Here is a 24,604-nt window from a genome sequence, read left to right on the forward strand (position 1 = left end):
ACCGCCCGTTAATGCGGGATAAGTAATTATCTGTGTAGACTTATAATAATTGATTGTTGTGAAATCCATTTGAACTTCACATGAAAATTCCGTTTATTTTCTGACAACTTTGTGAACAAAAAAAGAAAGACCGATTCATTCTAAATCGGTCTTTCTAGTATTTATAACATGTTTATTAATATTTCAGGTCTTCCCCAATTCATTTCTTCGCAAACGAATCGTAGTTTTTCTTCGTTCATTGTGTGTAATCCTTCTTCTAATGAGCATGAAATTGGAACTTCACAATGAATTTGCGCTAATTGTAAAGAGATATTTAAATTCTCTAAATCACTTTCAATTTTTGTGCGCTGCGCTTTCGTTAATGATGCTATATTTTCTAGTACTGCCGATACTGTGCCGTATTCTTGGATAAGCTTATACGCTGTTTTTTCACCAATACCTTTTACACCCGGATAATTATCACTTGTATCTCCCATGAAAGCTTTCGCATGCACAATTTGCCAAGGTTCTACACCTTTCTCTTCCATGATTTTTTCCGGTGTGTAATACTCGTAATTTCCAATTCCTTTACGAAGAAGCATAACTGTAACATTCGTATCAACAAGTTGAAGTAAATCTGTATCACCTGTCAAAATATAAACTTCCGCTTCATTGCAATATTGTTTTGCAAGCGTACCAATACAATCATCCGCTTCATAACCTTTCATACCGATCACAGGCATAGATAATTTCGCAGTCATTTCTTGTACTAAATCAAATTGCGGAATTAATTCTTCCGGTGGTGCTGCACGATTCGCTTTATAATTCGAGAAAGATTCCGTTCTAAATGTCGTACTTCCCATATCCCAGCACGTTACAATGTGCGTTGGTTCGATTGCTTGTGTTGCTGTTAATAAATGCTTCATATAACCATGAATCCCATTCGTCGGGGTACCATCTTGTCGTTTCATAAATTGTCCATATACACTTGTTGCGTAAAAAGCACGAAATAATAGTGCCATACCATCAACTAATAATACTTTTTTCATAATTCCTCTCCTACTAACAAAAAATAATAACCTCACGTTATCACGTAAGGTTATATATAGATTACCATTCTACGTTTTTATTCAACTTTGTCTATTATACATTGTTTTTGTATATTTAGCATCATTAACACATTAAGACATTCTACCGCAACAAGTATGAAGTATTCCTGAATACGTATTTTTACCTGTCGAAACAACTACAGCCTTTGCATTTCCTCCAACAATATACGTACCTTTGAAACATACATTTTCAAGTTCAAGTGGATTATAGTCTTTCATCCGTTTTAATGGAATAAATCGTTTACGTTCAAGATGATAGCAACTTTCAAATTTCTCAATACTAGCATCGTTTCCTGTCAGCATAGATTCATTTACTAATAAATCATTTGCATAAATAATACGTACATCTGCCGGTACTATATCACCTTCTGAAAGAAAGATCATATCTCCAGGTACAAGCTCTTGTACTGGTAGCTTCATCATTTTTAATTCACTGTTTAACCCTGTTACGCTAGAGGCTTCTACTCTAGAAACAGTAACTGTTTCACATTGTAATTCATCACGTACATTTTGTTTAGAAAGACCTGGAATCATTCCACTTAGCTTTATCATCACTTCTGCAAGAAGCGCTCTTTTTGAAATTAATTCATTTCGGCCGTATACTTGAATACGTTTTTGTGCTTCTTTCACAGATAGTCCGTCTCTTGTTGTTTTAAAATACGCAAATACAGATTTTACATCTCTCGTTGCAATTTCAATTAATAAATCTTTATTTTTTTGGAGCATTATTTGTTCTTTTATTGATTTTTTACTTAGTTTATATGACGTGTTACCCACAGTTTTGTTTGCATATAACATATTATCGTCTCCTCCTTTATAACATAGGAAGAAACGCTTTGTTTCTCGATTTATCCACTTTACCGTGAAAGTGTCTAGCGCTCAAATACTCGAATGAACGCTACATTATGATAAATATAGAGGGAGGAACAAGTCGTTTCCTGCCTACATCATATATTTTTGATTTGAAGCATATGGGTAACGGAACCGAGTCAGAATTTGACATGCTCCTCACCTCCTCGTTTATTTTTTAGTTATAATCTATACTATGAAATTACTCATAGCTTGCTAACAAAAAAGACCCTTACTCATAAGAGAGCAAAGGTCATTGCATACACAAATAAGCGATTCCTAATATAATTAGAAATCTACGGACCTCTCCCTCGCCGAGTTTTAGCACTGTATAGCATAGGTTCATTACCAGCTACGTTAAGAAAAACCTTAATTCGATCATTCCTGTTGACCCATTGGCGTCTCTCGACATTTTTGGGCAGTAGCATTTCTCTATACAGGAGCCTCACCTAACAGAGACTTATTTTAATTACATAGAAAATGTTACTCTTATTTAAAATAGATGTCAACACTTTGTATGGAAACTTTTCCTTATTACAACAACTACCTCGAGTTTAGTACACTAATACGCATCCTGCTCAGCATTCGACTACATAAAGTGAAACTTTAATCAGTGGGGGTTTTGTTCATCCCCCACTGATTATTAGCCTTCACCAATCGGGCTTTTACGGGCAGTTAATCTCCCAACTAACTTCTTTGCTCCAGCTGAATTTTGAGGTGGAAGTTTTACTGCCCACAAATAGCGGGATAAATTACTTGAGCACATATTGCAAAAAATTAGCACATAAAAAATAAAACCCTTACGTTAAAATGTAAGGGTTTTAATACGTTACACAACCAGCAATTACAATTCCGATGGAAAGTGATAAAAACATAAGGAAAAGACCCACTGCTTGATTATCTTCTTCAAGGCTTTTATTAATATTAAAACGTGGTGTAAGCCATTCCGCTAAATAAAAGACAATAATTTGAGCTAATATCCCAACAGCTCCCCATGAAACCATATCAAGAATTGAAATAGAATTAGCAGCCGTTGAATATAAAACGATAGCAAGACCAAGTAGTCTTCCTCCAAGTACATAGCTTACCGCTTTATTCCCTTGAGCCATTAACTTAAATTCCTTAACTTTCGTTGTCACTTCCATAAGAAAAAGACCGATACATAAAAGTGCAAGTGATACTGCTAAATATAGTAAAAAATTAATCATTTATTTTCCTCCTTCTTAATACCTACCGGTAAATAATATGATTCATTTCCCGTAATTTTTTCTCCGGCACGTATACCGATGCTGCTCGCTTTTCCAGCAATTAAAAACGCCCCAAACACGTACGACAGCTTCTCAATTCCTTTTTCAGTTTCCAAAAATACAACTGGAAGCTCTGTATATTTCTGAAATATAGGAAGTGACGATTTATACGTTTCATGTGCATTTCGAATCATAATGTTTGTATCCTTATCACGAATCGTAATCGTGTCACCTTCTCTACCGAACGAAGGTTTTTGAACGAAAGGACTTTTTCCAAAAAATAAATCTGGCTCTAAATATGTAGGAAGCATATATTCTTTAATCCACTTTTGTTCCTCACTTGTGTAAAAAGCACCTTCTTCTGCTAATCCCCAAATAAGACATTGAATTGATTTTGGCTGAAGTAAAAAGGCCGACAAAGGATTTATAATAAAAAGCTTTCCTTCTTTTACAAGTTGCAGCAGTTCCACACCTACCAAATCTCCTGTTTCAGGATCTTGATCCTCAATTAAATCTTCTATCGGATATGTTTGGCGATATAAAACATCGATCCTTGCCCCATCACTATCCACTAAAGCATTCTCTGTAATTCTAAGCTCCGACATTGGCATCACTTTATTTTCAACATCGCATAGCCCACTCAAATACATAGTCGTATTCCAATCTTCTATATGTTCATGATGAGCTGTGAAAACAACATTTGGATCTTCCATTCCTTTTGTAGCCTCCATTACGGCTTTTGTAATACCAGAAGAAAGTAAGCGCTCTTGATTTGCATTTGGATCATCATAGCCTAATTCTTCACAAACTTTTCCATTCATTTGAAAGCATTCCACAATAAAAGTTGGAGTGTCACTATTAAACTCAAGCATTTTAATACGATTATCATCTGTTAAAGCAAAATCAAATCGTGAAATAACAGATTCAGGATACATTCCTTTCAGTCTAATAAAAGGCCAGCTTGCAGTTGGAAAACCGAGTTCAAGAAGCTGTTCATTAGATAAATTCCGAAGAATTCTAGCAGTCTTAAAAAATATTTTCCCCATTCGTTCAGTTGCTAATTGTAATTGTTTCATCATTTGCTCTGTTATTGGGAAAACATGAAACAAACTATACTCACATTCATATAAATCCGACCAGAAATGCGGATAATTCGAATAAAATTCTTTTCGTTTCTCTATGTATTGCGACATATTTTAACCTCCAAATCCACCTTTTGAACCGCTTCCAATTCCACCTTTAAATTCGGCCGAAGATTGATAAGTTTTAAACTCTGATGAATTTTTGAAGGTGGATTTATTTTGATAGTATTTACCACCATAAAAGTAATGTCCACGATAACCTGAACTACTATCATCACACTGCCAAACACCAAGTTCATCATCCCAATCCCAATCAGAACAACTATTATCATTCGGTTCGGGGGGAATATTTTGCGCGCAGCCAAATAAAGTGCCCGTCATTAAAGATGTCAGGACACCACCTACTAGCCATTTCGTTTTTGTCACCTTTGCACTCCCCTTTTTAAATTATATTTCTATTATATAAGATGTCATGATAAAGTAGAAGAAAAAGGAATAAGAGGGATAAAATGAGATTGGAATATCGGCTCAATGATGAAACTAACGGGTATCCGGCTTTATGGAACTACGCAAATATTTCTAATTCTGAAATTGTCGCGCGCATGACTTGTGAATATTTTATAAAAGATGGAAATACATATGTCGTTACTGCAACTTCAGTAGATCCAGACGGGACAGCAGTGTTATATATACAAAAAGAAGTTTTTTTCAACGACCCTTCAGATCCTACATACTCGCACATAGGTTTTGAAATTAGAGAACTAAAGGAAACAAGCTCAATTATGATAGAAAGTAAAGATGTGCGGAATTACGAGGACATCTTACCCTCTCTCCATTCAGATATTATATATATTCAACGGGATGGAATACATTTGGAGTTCACCCTAGATTCAAGAGAAATTGATGAAGACCGCAAGTGCTATATTTATTATGGGAACTTTACAGGTAAATCGAGATAACATGAGCATATTTATTCAACAAAAAAACCTTACGTATAAAACGTAAGGTTTTTTATATAGTCCCACATATGCCGTTATCTATAGATGTCCATAAACCTGCTTTCACAGGTGGATGTTCTCACAAATGTTTGTAACTTCCTTCTTAAAAAGATGGCCTGCTATCTACATTTAAATATTGAACTTCCGTATTATACTTATTGGTTTAAGACATACACAAGCTACGTACACCGTAGGAATTTTATATACTGTTAGTTGAAATAAGACCCCCGCAAGTGCCGTCTCTCGTAAATGTCCAAAAACCCGCTACTCGCAGGTGGATGCCCTCACAGTCACCGTATATCTTCCTCCACAAGGAAGGCTTGATAATGGTCACTAAATATTGAGCTTCCGTAAAACTAACATCGGTTTTAGACATAAATAAGTTACGCACACCGCAGGATGTATTATTTACTTGTCGTTATATTATCACATTGTTTCCAATGTGTAAAATATAATATTTTTGAAGCAATCTCTTGCTTGTGACCTTATTTTAATACAAATTATTTTTGCATGCAAGTGATTAATCTTCTTCTTTTACAATTTGATTTTCTGGATAAGAAATCCAATCACTCCAGCTACCTGCATACAATTTAACATTTTGAAAACCAGCTAATTTTAATGCAACTATGTTCGGACACGCTGTAACACCAGAACCACAATATACGATTGTTTCCTTCTCTTTATCAAGATTTTGGAAACGTCCTTGCTGTTCCTCTTCGTTTTTAAAGTGTCCCGATTCTAAAATTCCATCTTTCCAAAAATAGTTTACTGCCGTCGGAATATGCCCTGCCTTTGAATCAACGAGCTCTTCCTCACCAGCATAACGTTTTGGTTCCCTAGAATCAATTAATGTCATATTTGCATCTGCACGAATTTTCCCTCTCACATCTTCCATCGTTACAATCATATTATCTTGTATTTCCGGTATAAAAGGTTTTCGTGCAATAACTGGGATATTCGACGTTGTGTGTAATCCATTCTCTTTCCAAGCTGGAAATCCACCGTCTAATATATACACTTTCTCATGTCCTACATAGTTTAATAACCACCATAAACGAGAAGCCATTGCACCAGCTTGACTATCATACGCAATCACTGTCGTATGTTCATCAATCCCAGCCTGTGAAAGCTTGTCTGCAAACTGCTCTATATTTGGTAATGGATGGCGACCACCATGCTCTATTACAGAACTTGATAAATCTAAATTTAAATCAAAATATAACGCATGAGGAATATGTTCTTCCTCATACTTCTCTTTACCCCAATTTGGATTCGCTAAATCAAAACGACAATCGATTATACGGACATTCTCATCTTCTATATGCTCACGTAACCATTCGACTGTAACTATCATCTTTAACGACCTTCTTTCTCTTGCAAACGACTTACATACTCCATAACCATTTCTTCTGTAACATATTTACGCTGTAGTGTAACACCATTTTTTGCAAGATCATTAATTTGCTTTGTTACAACATTAATGACATCAACCGAAAATTCTTTCCCATTTGACGCAAGAGATACGGCTGCTTCAATAGCTGCTTCACGCTGCGCATCTAATTGTAAACATGCTTTTACACTTTCATTTTGTTTACGAGAATGTGCTGTAATTGCTTTATGTACTTCCATCTTCTCTTCCCCCTAAATAAGTTATACGTTCTGATTCAATTCCATTGCAAGCCGAATCATATCACGGCATACAATTCCATTTTCAATAATCTCTTCTTCATAATGCTTCGAAAAGTAATCAAAATCAATAGAAAAAATACGAAATCCACATTTTTGATATAACGCAAGTTGTGAAATGCTAGAATTACCTGTACCAACTTCAAGCTTGTACATATTATATTCTTTAGCTTTTTCTATTGCATGCAACAATAACCCCTTACCAATACCTTTTCCTTGCATATGTTCTACAACCGCAATATTCATAATTTCCATTGTCTTTGGTCTTGTTTCCAAAAGCACATATACACCGATAATTCGTTCTTCTTGTTTAGCTATATACGTAAACCCTCTCTGTACATATGCATCAATTTGGCGTTCACTTGGATCAGCAAGGAGCAATAAAGATTTCGGTATAGCTTCTTTCGAAATACGCTCTATTACAACAGACATAAAAATTCCCCCTTCCCTATTGTTCTAAACCCCCCTTGTCTACCATAGATAATAGAAAGGAGGGATTCACCATGGACAACAATGAGAAAAAATGCAACGTCATCTCTATTGATGGAAAGAAAAAGAAGAGCGACACATATTCCTATCCAAAATTAGTAGTAGAAAACAAAACGTATGAGTTTTCTTCATTCGTCTTATGCGGTGAAACACCAGACGGCAGACGCTTAGTTCTTACCCATATGATTTCTACTGATGAGTTTGCAGGGTTTGTAAAATCTTTAGATACTGTACTACAAAAGAAAATTGAACGAATCTTTTTTTCATAACAGCTATTTAATATAAATTTCTTTTTCAATTTCTACTAACTGTTTTTGAAGCTCTTCTTTACTTTGTTCATATAGTGATACATCAATTGTTTCAGCTAAAGCGAATAATATACTTTCATAATAATTCTCAACATCTTGCTGCATCACTTTTTGGAATAGGTTCCATTTTGCATCCCACTCTTGCTTATAATGATGAACGAATAAATCTTCTTCATCAGCTACATAGTTTGATACGAAAGGTTCTAATACTCCTTTAGCGTCTTCTTGCATAAAAGCTTTATCATTTTTTTCAAAAAAGCTTTTCTCATTTTTAAAATGTGCTAATGCCTTTTTAAAATCTTTTATTTCTATTGAAGGAAACGGCTCTTTATGTGTAATAACTTTATATTCATAATCCGCTGTTCCACCCATAGAAATCGATTCATTTTCCACTTTGCAATTCACAACAATTTCATCCTTTGCACGCTTCATCGCTTCATCTATCCATTTTTCAAGACGTAATGATGTCGCACGCATTTCTTGTAATAAATCATGTTGAATAAATGCCACTAATTCCATTACACATTGTTGCAACTGCATTTTCACATTCCCATCTGTTCGTAACGACGCTGGATTAATAAATTCAGTAAACACATCGTTATAGCGTAAAAATAGACGTTGGTGTACATAATAAAGCAATTCTTTCACTTCATTTTGCATTGCTTGCTCTTCAGCAAGTACACTATATGATGAAATAATATGAAGTAGCTGATCACGCTCTGCTTCATATTTTTTTGTTTGCTTCTCTTTCTCATCATTTCCCTGCTTCGCGCCATTTATCATATTTACAAGAAGCTGCTTCGCTCCTTGCAATGCACCATATAAAGCATGCACAGATACAAGCATTAAATCCCTCATCATAAAGGACGTAAATGATTCTTCAAACTTAGCAATCCCAGAGTTTTGTAAAATACCATACTTTTCTTTATCAATACTTTTCCCTTGCTTTTCTTCAAGCGCACATAAACTTGAAATTGCAAATAAACGTGGATTTCTAATACCGTATTGCAAGAGCTGATCCGCAATATAACCTTTTACCATTTCAAGTTCTTCTTCAGACTCTGCTAAATCGGCAGCATTTATTAAGAAGAACATTTTATCAAGTGCAAATGTATCCTTTACACGACCGAGCTGAATTAAAAACTCACGATCTGCACGAGAGAAAACATGATTATAGTATGTTACAAATAAAATAGCATCTGCGTTTTTAATATACTGGAATGCAACATCCGTATGGCGAGCGTTAATAGAATCCGCCCCTGGTGTATCTACAAGAGCTACTCCTTGCCTTGTTAAAGCACAATCATAATAAAGCTCCATATACTCAACAAAGCATGATTTTTCTTCATTAGCTACATAATCAGAGAACTCCTCTAACGTAACTTGTACTTGTTCCCCTAAATGATCAGCAACTGCCTCATATCCTTTTTGTACCGCTCGTAAAAAGCTAAATGTTGTTTTTTGCTTCCCGCTTGGTGAAGGATATTTCATAATTTTATCAATTTGCGTTAATGCTTCCTCTAGCGTAGTAATCTCATAATGAAACAGCTTATAAACAGCTTTCATATCCTCTAATAGTGCTTGCTTTGATTTAAACTGAACAATTACTGTTCCATGTGGTTTTTCCTCTGTAACCGGTAAAATTTGATTAATCGTTGCTGTCGTTGGGTTTGGCGATACAGGAAGTACTTTTTCACCTAGCAATGCGTTAGCAAATGATGATTTTCCAGCACTAAAAGCTCCAAATAACGCTACTGTAAATTGCTTTGTTTCTACACGCTGTCTTTTTCCAACTACTTCTTGCTGTAAATGTTTCAGTGTAGGCAATGGATCTAATATCGTTTCAGCTTTCTTCACTTTTTCTAATATACGCTGAATATTTAAAGCTTTCGTTCCTTTAATCTCTTCTTCACTAGCCGCTACGTTGTCATTTACAATTTCTTGCTCTTGTAGTGTAAACTTCTCACTAACAACTTGTTTTTTACTTTGTAATATTTCGTCTATTTGTAATCCATCTGGTATAGAAACATGTTCATTCCAAATATCTCCTAAATAGCTCTCATATTCCTCATACGTCTTAATGTATTGTAATTTCGTTTCTTTTGCTGTTTGTAACATCGTGTATTTTTCAATCTCTTCTTCAATACGAGCAATCTCTATCTTCACTTTCTTCTGCAATATACTCGTACTTTTTTCAAAAATTTGCTGAGATTTCATAAAGTATCTTTTCTTTAACTCATTTGCAACGTCAGCAGTGTAAAGAAGTAAGTAATCACCGGTAAATCCAGCCCCTTGTTTAATTGTTTCAGCCAACACTTCCGGTCCGAAAGCAATCTCTAACGCATATATGTCTTTCCCTATTTCCTCTGTAAATAACCCTTCTTCTTTTAAGAAGGCTACAATAAATTCTTTCACATGAAAATCAAGTTGCGTTTCAACAGTCTTTTGAAGAGCAGAATAAAAAGCATCTACACGTCTCTGTTTTTCTTGCTCCGTCTTTCCTTTCGCAAATAACAAACCAACTTTAAACTTCGTTAATTTCGTTTCCAAATATTCATTTGCCAATTCTCTCATTTCAAATGGCATTAAATATGCGTTATCTAATATGGCTTGTAAACCTTTTATAAATTCATTTCTCACATCAGATTCTTTACTAGCAGCGCTATTTTTATTTTCAGTTAACTCTTCCTTTTTTTCAACTATCTCTGAAAGAGACAGTGGTGATGTTAATTCTTCTTCATATTTCATGAGATGTTTTTCATTTTCCGAAAGAATAAACGAGAAATGTTCCCCCAATAAATATTCTGTTTCTCGCTCCATTCCCTTTCTTACATACTGCTCTTTTTCTTTCATGATAGAAAAGATTAATGCTTCTAAACTTTGAATTTCATTGTATGGATGATTCATCATTCGCAATGATGTATAAAAAATACCATCTACTTCAATATCCCAGTTAGAAAAAGACTGTTTTACACTATCTCTATACTCTTCAAACGATAACTCATTTGCTTTATGTTTATCTATTTGGTTTACAACGAGGTAAACCGTTTTATTACGTTGTTTCAATTCTTTAACAAATTGTAAGTTAACCTCTGATTGAACATGGTTATAATCCATCATATAGAAAATAACATCTGCAAGATGGAGTGTTGATTCTGTTGCTAATTGGTGAGCATCATCTGTAGAATCAATTCCTGGCGTATCAACTAACATAACTCCGTCAGGAATTGGTGCATCATTTCGATAAATATGAACACCAATTACTTCATCACCGTCTTTACATATTTGTTTTAATTCTTCTGCTGAATATGCGCCGTCATATTCATACTGTTCTCCAGACTTAATCGTTACAACAACGCGATCAGATCCTCTTTCAATTTTAACGACGTTAGCACTCGTTGGAATCGGACTTGTCGGTAATAATTGCGCTTTATATAGGTGATTCATCATTGTCGATTTCCCCGCAGAAAAATGACCACAAAAAGCTAGCATAAGCTGCTCTTGTTTATATTTTTGAATCACTTCAAACAACTTCAAGCTATTCTCCGCATCACCGTTTTTTTGCCACTCTTCATAAAAACAAACAAGTTTTTTCATACCGTTTGTCTGTACTATGTTTGTCATCCCCTTGTTCCCCTTTATCCAAGATGTATATACTTTATCCCGCTATTTGTGGGCAGTAAAAGCCCGTTTCGTGCGGGCTAATAATCAGTGAGGGATAGACCTCCCCACTGATTAAAGTTTCACTTTATTATCATACTAAATTTTCAGCATATTCACATCAAAAATAAAAAATCCCTTTCATTCTTTTTACAAATGAAAGGGATTTTATGTAATATTATTCATTTTGTTGTTCCTACTCCATTTAATACATACTTTGTAACACCAAAATATATAGCAATCGTTCCTGCAACAAGTGCATACACCATATTAACACACCAACCTTTTTTTTGATAATGATTATCACTTTTGAATACATTTTATCATTAAAGATAATCATTATCAACAATTTTCTAAAAAAGAAAGCTCCTTCGGGAAAAGGAGCTTTACTGCCTGTTTTAAAGAAGTTTAAAACTTGCTGTGCACTCTTATTATATCTCATAATACACAACTTAACAGCTTTAAAAACTGGAAATTACCTATATACCCTCCTCTTTACATTTTGTATAATAAAAGGGAATTACTTAACAAGGAGGAAAAAAATGACACAAAATCTTTCTCAAGGCGAGAGGATACACTCAATCGATATTATTAGAGGAATAGCTGTACTCGGTATTTTTCTTGTTAACTGGCCCGTTATCGCTGGTGTTGATTCTCGAGACATTTCCGGCGTTTATGATGGATTAGACAGCTATATTCGCTTGTTTTATGACATGTTTATTCAAACAAAGTTTTATACTATTTTTTCATTTTTATTCGGATTAGGTTTTTATATCTTTATGAATCGTGCTGAGGCGAAAACAGATCGTCCGAAAACTTTATTTGTTCGCCGCTTACTCATTTTATTATTATTTGGGTTCTTGCATTACGTTCTTTTATGGGACGGGGACATTTTACATAGTTATGCAATCGCTGGATTTTTCTTATTATTATTTTATAAGAGAGAACCTCGCACTATTTTGATTTGGGCATTAATTTTACTAAGCATTTTTCAATTTTTAATGCTAATTACTAGCATTGGAATTGCCTTAATGCCAAGAGATGAGCTAGGACTCTCCTTACCAATCATGCCATTAGAGGACTGGATGTTACAAATACAAAATCGTTTCCATGCGTTTTATTCTGAAGCAATTGGGCTAAGTACATTCATGCTCCCAGAAACAGTTGGGCTATTTTTACTTGGTTTATACGCCGGCAAAAAAGATATTTTCCGCCGCTCAAAAGAATTAGATCCAAAACTAAAAAAATGGCAAATTATTATGTTCGTTTTAACATTACCAATGTGGTTCTTTATGGTTCGTTATTTCTTGTCAAAACAACCTTATGATCCGATTTACATGAGTGCCTTTACAATGTTTAGCGGAAAAACATTATTCATCTTTTACATTTTTACACTGCTGCGCTTATTACAAAAAGAAAGATGGCAAAAATTATTACGCCCATTCCAATATGTCGGAAGAATGGCGTTAACAAATTACATCACGCATACGATTGTTACGTTACTTGTATTCGGTCTATTTTTCAAAAATTATTATCCCGCTCCATTATGGGTTGGGCCACTATTTTGCATCGGTTTCTACACGTTACAAATCTTCATTAGCCGCTGGTGGCTTTCTCGTTATCAATACGGGCCACTTGAATACATTTGGCGTCTTGGTACGTACGGTAAGATGATGCCACTTAAAAAGAAAAGCAAGGTCTCATAACGAGACCTTGCTTTTTACGCTTCTCTTACTGCACTTTGCATCGGAACTGGCTCTTCTTTTACTTTCACTTTACGCTGCGGCACCATATTAAATACAATATTCAAAAGTACTGCTGATGCACTTCCAAGTACAATCCCGTTATCCGTTAAAATACGAATATTTTCAGGAAGCTGTGAGAATAACGTTGGAACAACTGTAACTCCAAGCCCGATTCCGACAGAACATGCGACAATTAATAAATTTTCTTGTTTTCCAAAATCAACACTGCTTAACATTTTAATACCATATGCCATAACCATGCCGAACATTGCTAGCATTGCACCGCCAAGTACTGATTTCGGAATAATTGTTGTCATGGCTGCGATTTTTGGAATGAATCCAAGAACAATTAACATACCACCGCAAGTATAAATGATAACGCGATTTCTTACTCCAGTTAATTGAACAAGTCCTACGTTTTGAGAGTATGTTGTATATGGGAACGCATTGAAAATCCCACCTAAAACCATTGCTAATCCTTCTGCACGATAACCTTTTGTTAATTCTTTTTCACCGATCTTTTTATTACAAATATCAGATAATGCAAAATATACACCTGTTGCTTCCACAATCCCTACGCAAGCAACGAGAATCATCGTAATAATTGGCGTTAATTCAAATGTTGGTGTACCGAAGTAAAACGGCTGAATACCGTGGAACCAATCTGCCTCTCCAACCGCTTGCAAGCTTACTTTCCCCATAAATGCTGCAACGATTGTACCGAACAAAAGACCAAGTAATATAGAGATTGAACGGATAAATCCATCAAAGAAACGATACATAATAATGATAAATAATAAAACACCAAATGCTAAAGCTAAATTTTCTAGACTTCCAAAATCTTTACTTCCAACTCCTCCAGCCATATCATTAATAGCTGCTGGAACAAGTGTAACCCCAATGACTGTAACGACAGATCCTGTTACAACAGGAGGAAACAGTTTTACAAGTTTCCCAAATAATTTCGCGAAAATAACAACGAATAATCCAGCAGCAATAATCGCCCCATAAATAGAGGACACGCCGTATTGTTTACCAATTGCAATCATCGGTCCCACTGCTGTAAATGTGCAACCAAGTACAACTGGAAGTCCAATACCGAAAAAGCGATTTGATAATGCTTGTAAAATCGTTGCAACGCCGCACATTAATAAGTCAATCGATACTAAATACGTTAATTCTTGTTGATTTAAACCAAGTCCACCACCAACAATAAGCGGAACAATAATTGCGCCCGCATACATGGCAAGCATGTGTTGAATGCCAAGCGATGCGATTTTAAATGGGTGCTGCTTCATCGTTATTTCACCTCCGCAGTTTCTTGCTGTACAAATGTAACTGTGCCGTTATCAAGTGATGCAATTTCTGCTAGTGATTCAACACGAACTCCCTGTTCACGCAGTTTCTTTCCTCCATCTTGAAATGCTTTTTCAATAACAATGCCAATTCCCGCAATACTTGCTCCGGCCTGCTCTACTAAGCTCATTAAACCTAAAGCAGCCTGACCATTTGCTAAAAAGTCATCAATAATTAGTACATGATCATTTTCATCAATATGATTTCGAGATAGTGAAATCTCGTTCGTTTCTTGTTTTGTAAATGAGTATACTTTCGCAACATACATATTATCTTGTAACGTTAACGATTTACGCTTTCTTGCAAAAACTACTTTTACACCAAGCTCTAAAGCAGCCATAACTGCTGGTGCAATGCCTGAAGATTCAATCGTCACGATTTTTGTAATGTTCTCTTCTTTAAAGCGTTTAGCAAATTCTTTTCCGATCTCTTGCATAAGTACTGGATCAATTTGATGATTTAAAAACGCATCTACCTTTAATACATCACCAGATAAAACCTTTCCTTCGTTCAAAATCTTTTCTTGTAATACTTTCATGTTTGTTCCTCCTCTTATGCAATAAAAAACTCCAAAAGCCGCCACCACTCGTTACAAGTGAGAGACGTGCCTTTGGAGTTTCGCAAAAAAAGAATGCTAAACAAGCAAATATATTCGTCCTCACTCATAGTCAAAGTATTTACGGTACTTCGGTAGAAACTTGCAGGCCATATCCCCGCGATTATATGAGTGTAGCTAACTTATTTATTTATAGAAGGATTATAACGTACTTTTTGCACTTTGAAAAGCATTTATCAAAAAAACACGTACGAATTTTATGAAAACACCATTTTTGTTCGTTTTTTGAAAACTCTTACATTTCATAATCCCTCTTTAAAGGCACGTTAAAATAACTGGCCCATCCTTCGTAATTGCAACTGTATGCTCATACTGCGCTGACAATTTTCCGTCCATCGTTCGTGCAGTCCATCCGTTTAAATCCACTTTAGAATAACGCATACCTACATTTACAATTGGTTCAATCGTAATTACCATCCCTTCTTGTAACTCTGGACCCTGCCTTGGCTTACCAAAATGAAAAATGGCTGGTTCCTCATGAATGGCTTTACCAATTCCATGCCCCGTAAAGTCTCTTGCAACAGAAAACCCTTCAGAAGCTACATAACTTTCAATTGCGTATCCAATATCTCCAACATGGTTACCACTTATCGCTTGCTCAATCCCTTTATATAAAGCACTCTCTGCTACTAACAATAACCTTTTTGCTTCATCAGAAATATCTCCAACTATATACGTCCATGCAGAATCCGAGAGCGCACCATTTAAGTTTACTACCATGTCAATTGTCACAATATCTCCTTCACTTAAAGGAACATCTGTTGGAAACCCATGACACATTTCATTGTTCACAGATGCACATATTGCGTATGGATAATCGTTATACCCTTTCTGTTCGGATCTGGCACCATGCTCTTCTAAATATGCTTCAACAAACGTATCAATTTCTTGTGTAGTGATACCTGGTTTCATCATTTTTGCAATTTCTCTATGACAAGAAGCCAGTAACTTCCCAGATTCATGCATCAAATCTATTTCATTTTTCGTTTTAATTGTAATCATTCTACCTCTCCTTGCTAAGCTTGCTATTTGCTACTAAAGTTCAATCATACACATCCTCTATCAAAATTTCAAAACCCCCAATTACAAAAAGTATTATTTATTTCTGCATCAAAATAAAAAACAGAAAGAGATTCTTCTGTTTTTTAATCATTTTTACATATATAATTCATTTTCAAAAACTCAAAACAACTACCATTTGTTTTCTGTATAAACGTTCCAACTGCTTCGAATCCTACTTTTTTATATACTTTGATTGCCCTTTTATTAAATACTGCTACTGATAATGTTATATAGTCACAGTTATAGTTTTCTTTACTAAAATCTAATCCAGCTTTTACGAACTGTAAACCTAATCCATTGCCCGTTATATTAGGTCTCATTCCAAGCCCTATATCAACCGTTTGATTATTTGTTTTACAAAAGCTAAAGAACCCAATGAGAGTACCATTTCCCTTCACAGCAAATGTATTATCTCCTCTACTCTCACCATGTAAAAACTCCGCTAAATCTTCTTGATCTGCCTCCATATCGTAAAAAGAATATTCCCCTTCATAATGCCAGTTGTATACAATTTCTTCTGCTTCCGCTTGCGACATTACTGTAAACATATAGTCCATTTCTCTCACTCCCTCATAAAAAAGAGCTGCAATTAAGCAGCTCCTGTTTTATAACTCATAAATCTCTTTATATTTCGCTTCTAAATAATCAGCTAAGTAGTTTGCATTTAGCCCTTCACCCGTTACATCTTCTAAAATTTCAAGTGGTTTTTTCGTTTTACCATATTGGTGAATATTTTCTGTTAACCATTCACGAATTGGTGTTACGTTTCCTTCTTCTAATAATGCATCAAAGTTTGGAATATCCGTTAGCATCCTTTGTTTAAATTGCGCTGCATACATATAACCAAGCGCATAAGATGGGAAGTATCCAAATGAACCGCCAGCCCAGTGAACATCTTGTAATACACCTTGTGCATCATTCTCTGGACGAATACCTAAATAAGTTTCCATCTTATCATTCCATGCCGCTGGTAAGTCCTTTACTTGCAGTGTGCCGTCAAATAATTCTTTCTCCAGCTCATAGCGAACCATAACATGAAGCGGATATGTAAGCTCATCTGCTTCTATACGAATGAATGAAGGCTTCGATTCGTTAATCGCATCATAAAACTCATCGACTGATATATCGTTAAATTGACCATCACTATACTCTTTTAATAAATCATAATTTTTCTTCCAGAATGATTTATTACGGCCGATAAAGTTCTCAAAGAATAATGATTGTGACTCATGAATACCCATAGATGTTCCACTACATAGCGGTGTACCTTCAAATTCCTCTGCAACATTTTGTTCATATACAGCATGACCACATTCATGAATTGTTCCAAACACAGCCATACGGAAATCTTTCTCATCATAGCGTGTTGTAATACGAACATCCCCTCTATTTAATGTAATTTCAAAAGGATGTACCGTTTCATCAAGACGACCCGCTTCAAAGTTATAGTTCAATTGTTTTAATAACTCTAAAGTAAAATTCTTTTGTTTTTCTTTTGAAAAATGTTCGGATAAAGCATTTGTTTTTAATTCTTTTTTAGACTCAGAAATTTCTTTCACAAGCGGAACGATACGTTCACGTAGTTGACCAAATACATGATCTAACACTTCTACTGTGATTCCCGGCTCATACATGTCTAATAGCGTGTTATATTTGTACGTTTCGTAACCCCAATATGTAATAAATTTCTTTTTGAATTCAACAATTTTTTCTAAATACGGACGGAACATTTCGAAGTCAGATTTTTCGCGAGCTTCTTCCCATACACTTTCCGCTTTCGCTTCTAATTTCACATACGCTTCATATTCCGCTTGTGGAATTTTCTTATTTCTATCATATTCTTTACGACACTCTTCAACCATTTTCTTTGTCGTTTCAGAAAGCTTATTTTCAACAATTAAAGATTCTAGTTCAGTTAAATAGTTCCCCATCTCATCTGAAGTCGACATCGCAAATACTTCGGATGAAAGCATTCCAATTACTTCTGAACGCTGGTCTACTCCTTGCTTTGGTGCACCTGTTCTTAAATCCCAAAACATTAAGCTTAATGCTTCTCCATAATTCTCTATCTTCTTCACATATGCTAAAAATTGTTTTTCTACTTCATATGTAGCAACTGTCATAGTATAAAAAAACCTCCTTTTTCTACCTCAACCTTATTTCGACATTAAAACATAAATTCCTTTTCTAATAGAAAAAAAGCTTGGCAAGTGCCAAGCTTTTCCCTACAACATTTTTTCGCTTAAAGTACTTTTCCTTCTACCGGAAGCACTTTCTTCACTGCTTCTATCACTTTTTCATCTTCATTATCTGATAAGAATAATGATATAGCACCTTTATCTTCACTTGTACGAATTAAACGTCCAATTCCTTGGCGAAGACGTAAAATCATATAAGGTACATCTACATCCCAGAATGGATCGTTTACGTGCTTGCGCTTCGCTTCAAACACAGGATCGTTTGGAGGGAATGGTAGTGACCAAATAATAACATGTGATAATGATGAACCAGGAATATCTAAACCTTCCCATAGATGAACGGCACAAAGTACAGTCTCTTCTTCATTTTGGAAGCGAGAAACGAGCTGGCTAATTTCTTGATCTCCTTCATATAAGAACGGAACTGACATTTGCTCTTTACTTACATATTCTTTAAACGCTGCAAGTTCTTGCGTTGTACGGAATAATACAAGTGTACGTCCATTTGTTTTTTGTATATTTTCAAGTGTATATTGACACTTTCTTTCCCATTCATTTTCTTTCGTATACGGAAGTAAGTTTACTGTCATTTGCTCTTCATAATCAAACGGCGAAGCAACTGAGAATGATAAGTAATCTTTTACCCCTAGACTATTTGCAGTAAATGCGAACGAATCATTATCAGATAATGTCGCAGAAGAGAAAATATACGGAATCTTCTTCGAGAATACTTTTTCTTGTAACACTTCTTCAACTGCACGCGGCATAATAACTAATGTGAAGGCACCATCACCTTCTTCACCCCACGTAATTACATTTTTCTCGTGCATGAAAAGACGAAGTGAATGCTCTAACACATCTAAATGCTCATCAACGATATTTAAATCGTATGTGTTTACTGTATGCATTTCGCTTTCAAATACTAATGCGTCACCAACTTCACCGATTTTTGCGTAAAGTCGATTCGCTTCAGCAGTTACCTTTTCTGTTACAGTAATTTCTAAACGATCAGAACCTTCAATTTCCTTTTTATTCTCTTGTAGTACCTCAAAGAATCGTTCAGTTTGCCAAATTGTTTCTTCTACTAAATGTGCAAACTCTTCACGAATATCATTTTGTAATAATCTCGTTAAAAGTTGTTCCATCATCGTTTGCTTTAAACGATATGTTAAAGCTTTTTGCGCTGCATACTCTACAAGATGCCCTTCATCAAATACAACACAGCTACTTTCAGGTAACAATGGAATTTGCCCTTCACGTTTACGTGCATCATATGTCCAAATATGATCCATATAGAAGTCTTGAGAACAAATAATTAAATCTGCAGCTTTACGATAATGTTCACGAGAAAGTGTTTGACCACAACGATGACGAGAATCACAAGTGAAGCAATCTTGGAAGTAATCCCAGTTTACCTTTGACCATTCCTCGTCATTTAACAGTGGAAATTCTTTTCGGTCACCATAGTGAGTAAAGTTCTGCATCGTACCATGATCGAATACGAACTGAGGTAATTCGTAATATACATCTTCAATTACTTCTGGAGCTCGTCCACTCATAACATCTTCAAGTTTACGCAAACATAAATAATTATCCATTGATTTCGCAAGTCTAACATCAACAGATAGCCCTAATGCTTCAGATAACTTAGCAATGTCTCCTTCTTCTTTCACAAGCTGCTCAATTAACGTTTCATCTGCACAAGCGATAATAGCTGGCTTCCCTGTATAACGTGCATAACAAATTGCATATAGAAGATATACAATTGTTTTCCCTGTTCCTACACCTGCTTCTGCAAACATAACTTTCTTCTCTTGGAAAGCGCGCTCTAACTGAAACGCCATAAAAATCTGTTCATCACGCTCTTCAAAGCCTTTTTCCGGAAGGATGTCGTAAAACACATCTCCAATCCACTCATTCAACTTATCATAAAAATTATCTTGTTTTCCTACTTCAAATGGTAACCTATTCTCAGTAAACATCCTTAGCCTCCAACCAAACAGTTTTTCTATAAAAAGATATAGCGACTGCTATTCACATATGTGCAGCCACTTTCCCCTGTTGCAATACATAGAAATACACGAAAAAAAATTTCCCTTTCGAAAAAGGAAAATTTTTTTCTATATTAATGACTTTAAATACCGTTTATCAATCGCTGTTTCATGTGAAAGAGCTGACAAATATTCTTCCTGCGCTTTTTGTATTTCATCTACAATCGCACCTTGACTATCCACTTCTTTTCCGAGCTCATCATACGTACGGTGAATAGCTTTTTGAATCATTGATAATTGAAAACTATCCATATCACTTCCTCCTTTACGCATTACATAATAGCCAGTATATGCGCGTTGGAGGAGTTTTATACTATGAGTTACGCGGTGGACGTTTTCCGAAGTATTGGTAGTAGTCTGTACGGATAAAACCGTTAAATAACTTACGTTTTTTCGACGCATCTTTTCCGTAACACTTCTCAAACGCTTCGTAACTTGTTAATAAATACATTGACCACGTATCTAATGGGCGGAATACCTCTCCCATTTCTTTATATAATTTTTCAACAAGTGCTCTTTCACTTAAACGTTCTCCGTATGGAGGATTCGTTACAACATAGCCATAATCCTCTTTTGTTGTGAAATCTTTTACTTGCATTTGTTTAAATGAAATTAAATCACCTAGTCCAACTTCATCGGCATTATCTTGTGCAACTCTAATCATACGATGATCAATATCTGATCCGATAATTTGTAGTTTCTGATCATAATTCGCCAAATCTTCAGCTTCTTGGCGAGCCTCACGCCAGTTTTGTTTACCAACCCAGTCCCATTCATCCGATGCAAAGCCTCGGTTAAATCCTGGTGCGATATTTTGTCCAATTAATGCAGCTTCAATTGGAATTGTACCAGATCCACAGAAAGGATCAACGAAAGGACGATCTGGCTTCCAGTTTGTTAACTTAATTAAAGACGCAGCTAATGTTTCTTTTAAAGGCGCTTCACCTTGCTCAAGACGGTATCCACGTTTATGAAGACCTACACCACTCGCATCGATTGTTAACGTTGCAATATCCTTGAGCATTGCAATTTCAATACGGAATAATGGACCATCTTCTTCAAACCAAGTTGTGCGTCTATACGTTGTTTTTAATTTCTCAACAACAGCTTTTTTAACAATACGTTGGCAGTCTGAAACACTAAATAATGTTGATTTCAAAGATTTCCCAATAACAGGGAATTCTCCGTTCTCTGGAATATAATCTCCCCAGTTTAACGCTTTTGTTTTTTCAAACAACTCATCGAATGTTGTTGCTTTAAATTCGCCGACTTTAATTTTCACACGGTCCGCAGTACGTAACCATAAATTCGTACGACAAATTGCTTTTTCATCCGCTTCAAACGTTACCTTTCCGTTTTCCACTTCACATTCATAACCAAGATCGCGAACTTCTCGGGCAACTAACGCTTCAATACCCATTGCCGCTGTTGCAATTAAAGTAACTTTTCCCATTTGCATTCACCTCTTATGTATAATCAAACAATAATTAATAACATGTTGTCCCATTAATTATTACATATTACGAAAAATTTTCTCATTTACCATTTTAACTCACAATTTATAACTTCATACAAATAAAAAGCCCTCCTCTAACAAAGGAGAGCTGAGTTATTTCATAGTTGGTTCATAACGTTCTGTAAGCCATGTTCTGTTCCTTTGTACTGCAAACGGCCCACGCCTCGTACTCCGGTGGTAATCATCTATCTACAGGTTACGAAAACCTGTCCTTTTCCGTCGTTCATTTCCTTGGAAAAGATTCCCCTACCATTATTTGGGTTTCTCGCTCGTGGGGTTTACCTCGTTCCACTCCTATCATTTCTTCAAGGACTTCGTCACTGTGGCACTTTAAAGGTAGTCAAACCATATCCGAAAGGACTTAGGTTTTTTCCCTGCCGTTAAACCAGCCTTACAGCCAGAATACCCTAGCTTATGACTTGGCTAGGCACGAACACTACAGCCATCTCAGGCCGTGCGAGCATGGACTTTCCTCTACAACGTTGGCGTTGCAGCGATTACCCAAACGTTATGACATCCATTAGTATAGTGGAAACAAAAAGATTTTGCAATGTTTTTTTCTATGTAAAATCCTTTAACCTTTTTACCACCTTTAATTACTCGTATAACTTACTTCCAAATACGGCTTTTTCTAAATTAGATAGACGTTTTAAAATATCCGTATTTGTATTGTTATATACAGGTTGTGCAACTGGTGTTTGTACCGGTTGTTGCGGAACTTGTGTTGCCGCTACTTTCTGTTCTTCTAATTCACGTTTCAAACGAGCATTTTGTTGTTTTAATTGATCAAATTCCTTATGAAAGGCTTCATAATCTTTAATAATCATATCAAGAAACTTATCTACTTCTTCTTGTTGATAACCTCTCATACCTGTTTTAAATTCTTTTTCTAAAATATCTTTCGCTGTTAATTTAATTTTATCCGAAATCATTTTCTTCACCTCAAATTTTTGCCAAAGCTTTCATTAACTAAATTTTTTCAGAAACAATGCTTTTTGTCAATCAAATATACGAGTACTATATTACATATTACTCTGCATTATTCCACTGTTCCTCTTCCATTATATCTTGTAAATCAGAAAAAAGAATGAAATAACTGTGATAATTTTCTATTTCTCCTTTTTTCTTAGCTGCTTCTACAATATATTTAGGGCTCCCAGACTTTTCTTCATCATACACAGCTAAAAGTGCATCGCTTTTTTCAATAAAAAATTGATTCTTTAATTTAAATTGCTCTGGACTTTCGTACTTCCGTTTCGTAATACTATCAATGTGATCTGCTTGCGAAAGAATAAATTCGTAATATTCACGGTTATCTTCCTTCCAATTTTCTTCTTGTTCTAAAAAAGGAGTAAATACCGCTAATTTTAAATCTGGATATTCTACTTGAATCTCAAAAACAACTTCAGCAGCCCATAATTCGACTCCTAACTGGCCGCTTATAATCACCCACTCCAAACCATCTTCTACAAAAGCAGTTAATTTACGACGCAGCGCCTTTTTTATACATTCTACACCTGGATGATCATTTTTAAATATCCCAAGTTCAAATGGCTTATATCCTGTTACAGCAACAACTTTCATATCTACACCTCAATTACAAAAAAAGAACTAGCATTTCGCTAGTTCTAACATATCATTTACTTTTTAAACATTCCACCAACGTTTGGTCCTACATTAGGTCCGAATGGTGACACGTTCGGTCCTGGTCCAAATGGTGACACGTTCGGCCCTGGTCCAAATGGTGATACATTTGGTCCTGGTCCAAATGGTGATATTTGATGACCATGATGTCCATGGTAACCATGGTGACCATGACCACATGGTCCACATCCGCCACCAAATCCACCAACAGATCCTGGATCACCAGGGTCTACAACATTTACGTTCGAGTTTGTTTGTGGGAAGAAACCTTGATTTTTAATTTGTTGATGATGTACGTGTGTTGTATGCGTTGGGAAAATGTGTGGCACCACCGTTGTTGAAAAAGAATGTGTTACACATTGTTTTGTCGGATGAATGACAGGAGCTGTCGTACAAATAGGTCCTACAGGCTTATGCCCTCCAAAGCAAGGATGACAATGATGCATAGTTTTTTCTCTCCTCTCTCATTAAAAAAATCTGACTACACTTTACAATATGAGCGAGGGGGTAAAGCCGCTTGTTATATATACCCATTTATTTCATGGAAATTTGTCTAGTATCCAATTTCATACGTAATATCGATTATAGACAACCCCCTACTATTATTTACCAAAAAAGCCCCCGACTTGCTTAACAATCCCTGTTACTTGATTCATCGCGTTCATCATTTGTCCAGCTGTGTTCATCATTTTATTTACATCGTAGTTACCATCTGATGATTTAAATTGTGAAACAAAACTAGAAAACTGACTTGGTTGCTGTTGCTGTTGCTTTTGTTTATTCATCGTTGGATATGGTTGTTTTGGTGGATAAAACATAGCTTGTTGATTTACATATTGAGCTGGTGACATGTAGTTTTGTGGATTCATATACGCTTCCTGTGGTTGATTCATATACATTTGCTGCGGCTGACTCATATACGCTTCCTGTGGTTGATTCGTATACATTTGCTGCGGCTGACTCATATGCGCTTGCTGTGGTTGATTCATATGCGCTTGCTGCGGTTGAT

The 24,604-nt window shown here is 35.6% G+C and carries 24 protein-coding genes, 3 other RNA genes and 2 riboswitches; of the genes, 3 read left to right on the forward strand and 24 right to left on the reverse strand.

What is annotated here, in order from left to right:
- Positions 1 to 161 precede the first annotated feature (161 nt).
- The 5 genes from KI356_RS21385 to KI356_RS21405 form a co-directional block, all read right to left on the reverse strand.
- Positions 162 to 1,028, reverse strand: a complete 867-nt coding sequence (locus tag KI356_RS21385; RefSeq protein WP_128281589.1) for a 5'-3' exonuclease — start codon at positions 1,026 to 1,028, stop codon at positions 162 to 164.
- 132 nt (positions 1,029 to 1,160) lie between these two features.
- Positions 1,161 to 1,886, reverse strand: coding sequence for a P-type ATPase actuator domain-containing protein (locus KI356_RS21390; protein ID WP_128281590.1), 726 nt, complete (start codon positions 1,884 to 1,886; stop codon positions 1,161 to 1,163).
- Between the two features lie 349 nt (positions 1,887 to 2,235).
- Positions 2,236 to 2,401: riboswitch (M-box (ykoK) riboswitch) on the reverse strand.
- A 357-nt stretch (positions 2,402 to 2,758) separates the two neighbouring features.
- Entirely contained in the window at positions 2,759 to 3,145 is a 387-nt protein-coding gene (locus KI356_RS21395) for a DUF350 domain-containing protein (protein ID WP_002117799.1), read from the reverse strand.
- A complete protein-coding gene (locus KI356_RS21400; RefSeq protein ID WP_212936384.1) occupies positions 3,142 to 4,377 on the reverse strand; it encodes a glutathionylspermidine synthase family protein in 1,236 nt (411 codons plus the stop codon). The genes KI356_RS21395 and KI356_RS21400 overlap by 4 nt, the downstream gene beginning before the upstream one ends.
- Before the next feature lie 3 nt (positions 4,378 to 4,380).
- Positions 4,381 to 4,692, reverse strand: coding sequence for a hypothetical protein (locus tag KI356_RS21405; protein ID WP_128281592.1), 312 nt, complete (start codon positions 4,690 to 4,692; stop codon positions 4,381 to 4,383).
- A gap of 83 nt (positions 4,693 to 4,775) precedes the next feature.
- Here KI356_RS21405 and KI356_RS21410 point away from each other — a divergent pair, with 83 nt between their 5' ends.
- Positions 4,776 to 5,225, forward strand: coding sequence for a hypothetical protein (locus tag KI356_RS21410; RefSeq protein WP_212936385.1), 450 nt, complete (start codon positions 4,776 to 4,778; stop codon positions 5,223 to 5,225).
- A 55-nt stretch (positions 5,226 to 5,280) separates the two neighbouring features.
- Here KI356_RS21410 and ssrS (KI356_RS21415) read toward each other — a convergent pair.
- From ssrS (KI356_RS21415) to KI356_RS21435, 5 genes are all read right to left on the reverse strand, one after another.
- Positions 5,281 to 5,464: non-coding RNA, 6S RNA (ssrS, locus tag KI356_RS21415), on the reverse strand.
- A 21-nt stretch (positions 5,465 to 5,485) separates the two neighbouring features.
- Positions 5,486 to 5,668, reverse strand: a non-coding RNA gene (gene ssrS / locus KI356_RS21420) — 6S RNA.
- Positions 5,669 to 5,784: 116 nt separating this feature from the next.
- On the reverse strand, positions 5,785 to 6,618 hold the full coding sequence (locus KI356_RS21425; RefSeq protein ID WP_212936386.1) for a sulfurtransferase: 834 nt from the start codon (positions 6,616 to 6,618) through the stop codon (positions 5,785 to 5,787).
- Between the two features lie 2 nt (positions 6,619 to 6,620).
- Complete coding sequence (locus KI356_RS21430; RefSeq protein ID WP_000451820.1) at positions 6,621 to 6,893, reverse strand: YpbS family protein; 273 nt, start codon at positions 6,891 to 6,893, stop codon at positions 6,621 to 6,623.
- 21 nt (positions 6,894 to 6,914) lie between these two features.
- Entirely contained in the window at positions 6,915 to 7,382 is a 468-nt protein-coding gene (locus tag KI356_RS21435) for a GNAT family N-acetyltransferase (RefSeq protein WP_212936387.1), read from the reverse strand.
- Positions 7,383 to 7,453: 71 nt separating this feature from the next.
- On the opposite strand from KI356_RS21435, the gene KI356_RS21440 reads away from it, so the two are divergent.
- Positions 7,454 to 7,708: a DUF3931 domain-containing protein gene (locus KI356_RS21440; RefSeq protein WP_000369740.1), complete on the forward strand. Its 255-nt coding sequence runs from the start codon at positions 7,454 to 7,456 to the stop codon at positions 7,706 to 7,708.
- 3 nt (positions 7,709 to 7,711) lie between these two features.
- Here KI356_RS21440 and KI356_RS21445 read toward each other — a convergent pair whose 3' ends face one another.
- Positions 7,712 to 11,371 carry a dynamin family protein gene (locus KI356_RS21445; protein ID WP_212936388.1) on the reverse strand — a complete coding sequence of 1,220 codons (3,660 nt, stop codon included), beginning with the start codon at positions 11,369 to 11,371 and terminating at the stop codon, positions 7,712 to 7,714.
- A 578-nt stretch (positions 11,372 to 11,949) separates the two neighbouring features.
- On the opposite strand from KI356_RS21445, the gene KI356_RS21450 reads away from it, so the two are divergent.
- Positions 11,950 to 13,113: a DUF418 domain-containing protein gene (locus tag KI356_RS21450; RefSeq protein ID WP_212936389.1), complete on the forward strand. Its 1,164-nt coding sequence runs from the start codon at positions 11,950 to 11,952 to the stop codon at positions 13,111 to 13,113.
- A 14-nt stretch (positions 13,114 to 13,127) separates the two neighbouring features.
- On the opposite strand, the gene pbuX is transcribed toward KI356_RS21450, so the two are convergent.
- From pbuX to KI356_RS21515, 13 genes are all read right to left on the reverse strand, one after another.
- On the reverse strand, positions 13,128 to 14,450 hold the full coding sequence (gene pbuX / locus KI356_RS21455; protein WP_212936390.1) for a xanthine permease PbuX: 1,323 nt from the start codon (positions 14,448 to 14,450) through the stop codon (positions 13,128 to 13,130).
- 2 nt (positions 14,451 to 14,452) lie between these two features.
- Positions 14,453 to 15,046: a xanthine phosphoribosyltransferase gene (locus tag KI356_RS21460; RefSeq protein ID WP_002149272.1), complete on the reverse strand. Its 594-nt coding sequence runs from the start codon at positions 15,044 to 15,046 to the stop codon at positions 14,453 to 14,455.
- Between the two features lie 107 nt (positions 15,047 to 15,153).
- Positions 15,154 to 15,255, reverse strand: a riboswitch (purine riboswitch).
- 124 nt (positions 15,256 to 15,379) lie between these two features.
- The gene (locus KI356_RS21465; protein WP_212936391.1) at positions 15,380 to 16,126 is read right to left on the reverse strand and encodes a type I methionyl aminopeptidase; all 747 of its coding nucleotides are present in this window, start codon (positions 16,124 to 16,126) and stop codon (positions 15,380 to 15,382) included.
- Positions 16,127 to 16,269: 143 nt separating this feature from the next.
- Positions 16,270 to 16,743: a GNAT family N-acetyltransferase gene (locus KI356_RS21470; RefSeq protein ID WP_212936392.1), complete on the reverse strand. Its 474-nt coding sequence runs from the start codon at positions 16,741 to 16,743 to the stop codon at positions 16,270 to 16,272.
- Between the two features lie 48 nt (positions 16,744 to 16,791).
- Positions 16,792 to 18,309 (reverse strand): carboxypeptidase, encoded by a 1,518-nt coding sequence (gene ypwA, locus KI356_RS21475; RefSeq protein ID WP_212936393.1) that lies wholly within the window; start codon positions 18,307 to 18,309, stop codon positions 16,792 to 16,794.
- Between the two features lie 119 nt (positions 18,310 to 18,428).
- Positions 18,429 to 20,366, reverse strand: a complete 1,938-nt coding sequence (locus KI356_RS21480; RefSeq protein ID WP_002117771.1) for an ATP-dependent DNA helicase — start codon at positions 20,364 to 20,366, stop codon at positions 18,429 to 18,431.
- 138 nt (positions 20,367 to 20,504) lie between these two features.
- On the reverse strand, positions 20,505 to 20,687 hold the full coding sequence (locus KI356_RS21485; RefSeq protein WP_000376895.1) for a DUF3921 domain-containing protein: 183 nt from the start codon (positions 20,685 to 20,687) through the stop codon (positions 20,505 to 20,507).
- Positions 20,688 to 20,748: 61 nt separating this feature from the next.
- Positions 20,749 to 21,888, reverse strand: coding sequence for a THUMP domain-containing class I SAM-dependent RNA methyltransferase (locus KI356_RS21490; RefSeq protein WP_128281603.1), 1,140 nt, complete (start codon positions 21,886 to 21,888; stop codon positions 20,749 to 20,751).
- A gap of 180 nt (positions 21,889 to 22,068) precedes the next feature.
- Positions 22,069 to 22,460, reverse strand: an RNA gene (rnpB, locus tag KI356_RS21495) — RNase P RNA component class B.
- 87 nt (positions 22,461 to 22,547) lie between these two features.
- Positions 22,548 to 22,883 (reverse strand): cell division regulator GpsB, encoded by a 336-nt coding sequence (gene gpsB / locus KI356_RS21500; protein WP_000622426.1) that lies wholly within the window; start codon positions 22,881 to 22,883, stop codon positions 22,548 to 22,550.
- Positions 22,884 to 22,980: 97 nt separating this feature from the next.
- A complete protein-coding gene (locus tag KI356_RS21505) occupies positions 22,981 to 23,535 on the reverse strand; it encodes an SLOG family protein (RefSeq protein WP_002158553.1) in 555 nt (184 codons plus the stop codon).
- A 56-nt stretch (positions 23,536 to 23,591) separates the two neighbouring features.
- Entirely contained in the window at positions 23,592 to 24,041 is a 450-nt protein-coding gene (locus KI356_RS21510) for a CotD family spore coat protein (RefSeq protein WP_212936394.1), read from the reverse strand.
- A 156-nt stretch (positions 24,042 to 24,197) separates the two neighbouring features.
- Positions 24,198 to 24,604: YppG family protein (locus tag KI356_RS21515; protein ID WP_212936395.1), on the reverse strand; the 407-nt coding region annotated here is incomplete at its 5' end.

Source organism: Bacillus hominis, from assembly GCF_018332515.1.
Lineage (GTDB): Bacteria > Bacillota > Bacilli > Bacillales > Bacillaceae_G > Bacillus_A > Bacillus_A hominis.

Bases quoted from the DNA above. Each gene is read 5' to 3' on its own strand.
- KI356_RS21385 (WP_128281589.1), bottom strand. From the start codon at position 1,028: ATGAAAAAAGTATTATTAGTTGATGGTATGGCACTATTATTTCGTGCT.
- KI356_RS21390 (WP_128281590.1), bottom strand. From the start codon at position 1,886: ATGTTATATGCAAACAAAACTGTGGGTAACACGTCATATAAACTAAGT.
- KI356_RS21395 (WP_002117799.1), bottom strand. From the start codon at position 3,145: ATGATTAATTTTTTACTATATTTAGCAGTATCACTTGCACTTTTATGT.
- KI356_RS21400 (WP_212936384.1), bottom strand. From the start codon at position 4,377: ATGTCGCAATACATAGAGAAACGAAAAGAATTTTATTCGAATTATCCG.
- KI356_RS21410 (WP_212936385.1), top strand. From the start codon at position 4,776: ATGAGATTGGAATATCGGCTCAATGATGAAACTAACGGGTATCCGGCT.
- KI356_RS21425 (WP_212936386.1), bottom strand. From the start codon at position 6,618: ATGATAGTTACAGTCGAATGGTTACGTGAGCATATAGAAGATGAGAAT.
- KI356_RS21430 (WP_000451820.1), bottom strand. From the start codon at position 6,893: ATGGAAGTACATAAAGCAATTACAGCACATTCTCGTAAACAAAATGAA.
- KI356_RS21435 (WP_212936387.1), bottom strand. From the start codon at position 7,382: ATGTCTGTTGTAATAGAGCGTATTTCGAAAGAAGCTATACCGAAATCT.
- KI356_RS21440 (WP_000369740.1), top strand. From the start codon at position 7,454: ATGGACAACAATGAGAAAAAATGCAACGTCATCTCTATTGATGGAAAG.
- KI356_RS21445 (WP_212936388.1), bottom strand. From the start codon at position 11,371: ATGACAAACATAGTACAGACAAACGGTATGAAAAAACTTGTTTGTTTT.
- KI356_RS21450 (WP_212936389.1), top strand. From the start codon at position 11,950: ATGACACAAAATCTTTCTCAAGGCGAGAGGATACACTCAATCGATATT.
- pbuX (WP_212936390.1), bottom strand. From the start codon at position 14,450: ATGAAGCAGCACCCATTTAAAATCGCATCGCTTGGCATTCAACACATG.
- KI356_RS21460 (WP_002149272.1), bottom strand. From the start codon at position 15,046: ATGAAAGTATTACAAGAAAAGATTTTGAACGAAGGAAAGGTTTTATCT.
- KI356_RS21465 (WP_212936391.1), bottom strand. From the start codon at position 16,126: ATGATTACAATTAAAACGAAAAATGAAATAGATTTGATGCATGAATCT.
- KI356_RS21470 (WP_212936392.1), bottom strand. From the start codon at position 16,743: ATGGACTATATGTTTACAGTAATGTCGCAAGCGGAAGCAGAAGAAATT.
- ypwA (WP_212936393.1), bottom strand. From the start codon at position 18,309: ATGACAGTTGCTACATATGAAGTAGAAAAACAATTTTTAGCATATGTG.
- KI356_RS21480 (WP_002117771.1), bottom strand. From the start codon at position 20,366: ATGTTTACTGAGAATAGGTTACCATTTGAAGTAGGAAAACAAGATAAT.
- KI356_RS21485 (WP_000376895.1), bottom strand. From the start codon at position 20,687: ATGGATAGTTTTCAATTATCAATGATTCAAAAAGCTATTCACCGTACG.
- KI356_RS21490 (WP_128281603.1), bottom strand. From the start codon at position 21,888: ATGGGAAAAGTTACTTTAATTGCAACAGCGGCAATGGGTATTGAAGCG.
- gpsB (WP_000622426.1), bottom strand. From the start codon at position 22,883: ATGATTTCGGATAAAATTAAATTAACAGCGAAAGATATTTTAGAAAAA.
- KI356_RS21505 (WP_002158553.1), bottom strand. From the start codon at position 23,535: ATGAAAGTTGTTGCTGTAACAGGATATAAGCCATTTGAACTTGGGATA.
- KI356_RS21510 (WP_212936394.1), bottom strand. From the start codon at position 24,041: ATGCATCATTGTCATCCTTGCTTTGGAGGGCATAAGCCTGTAGGACCT.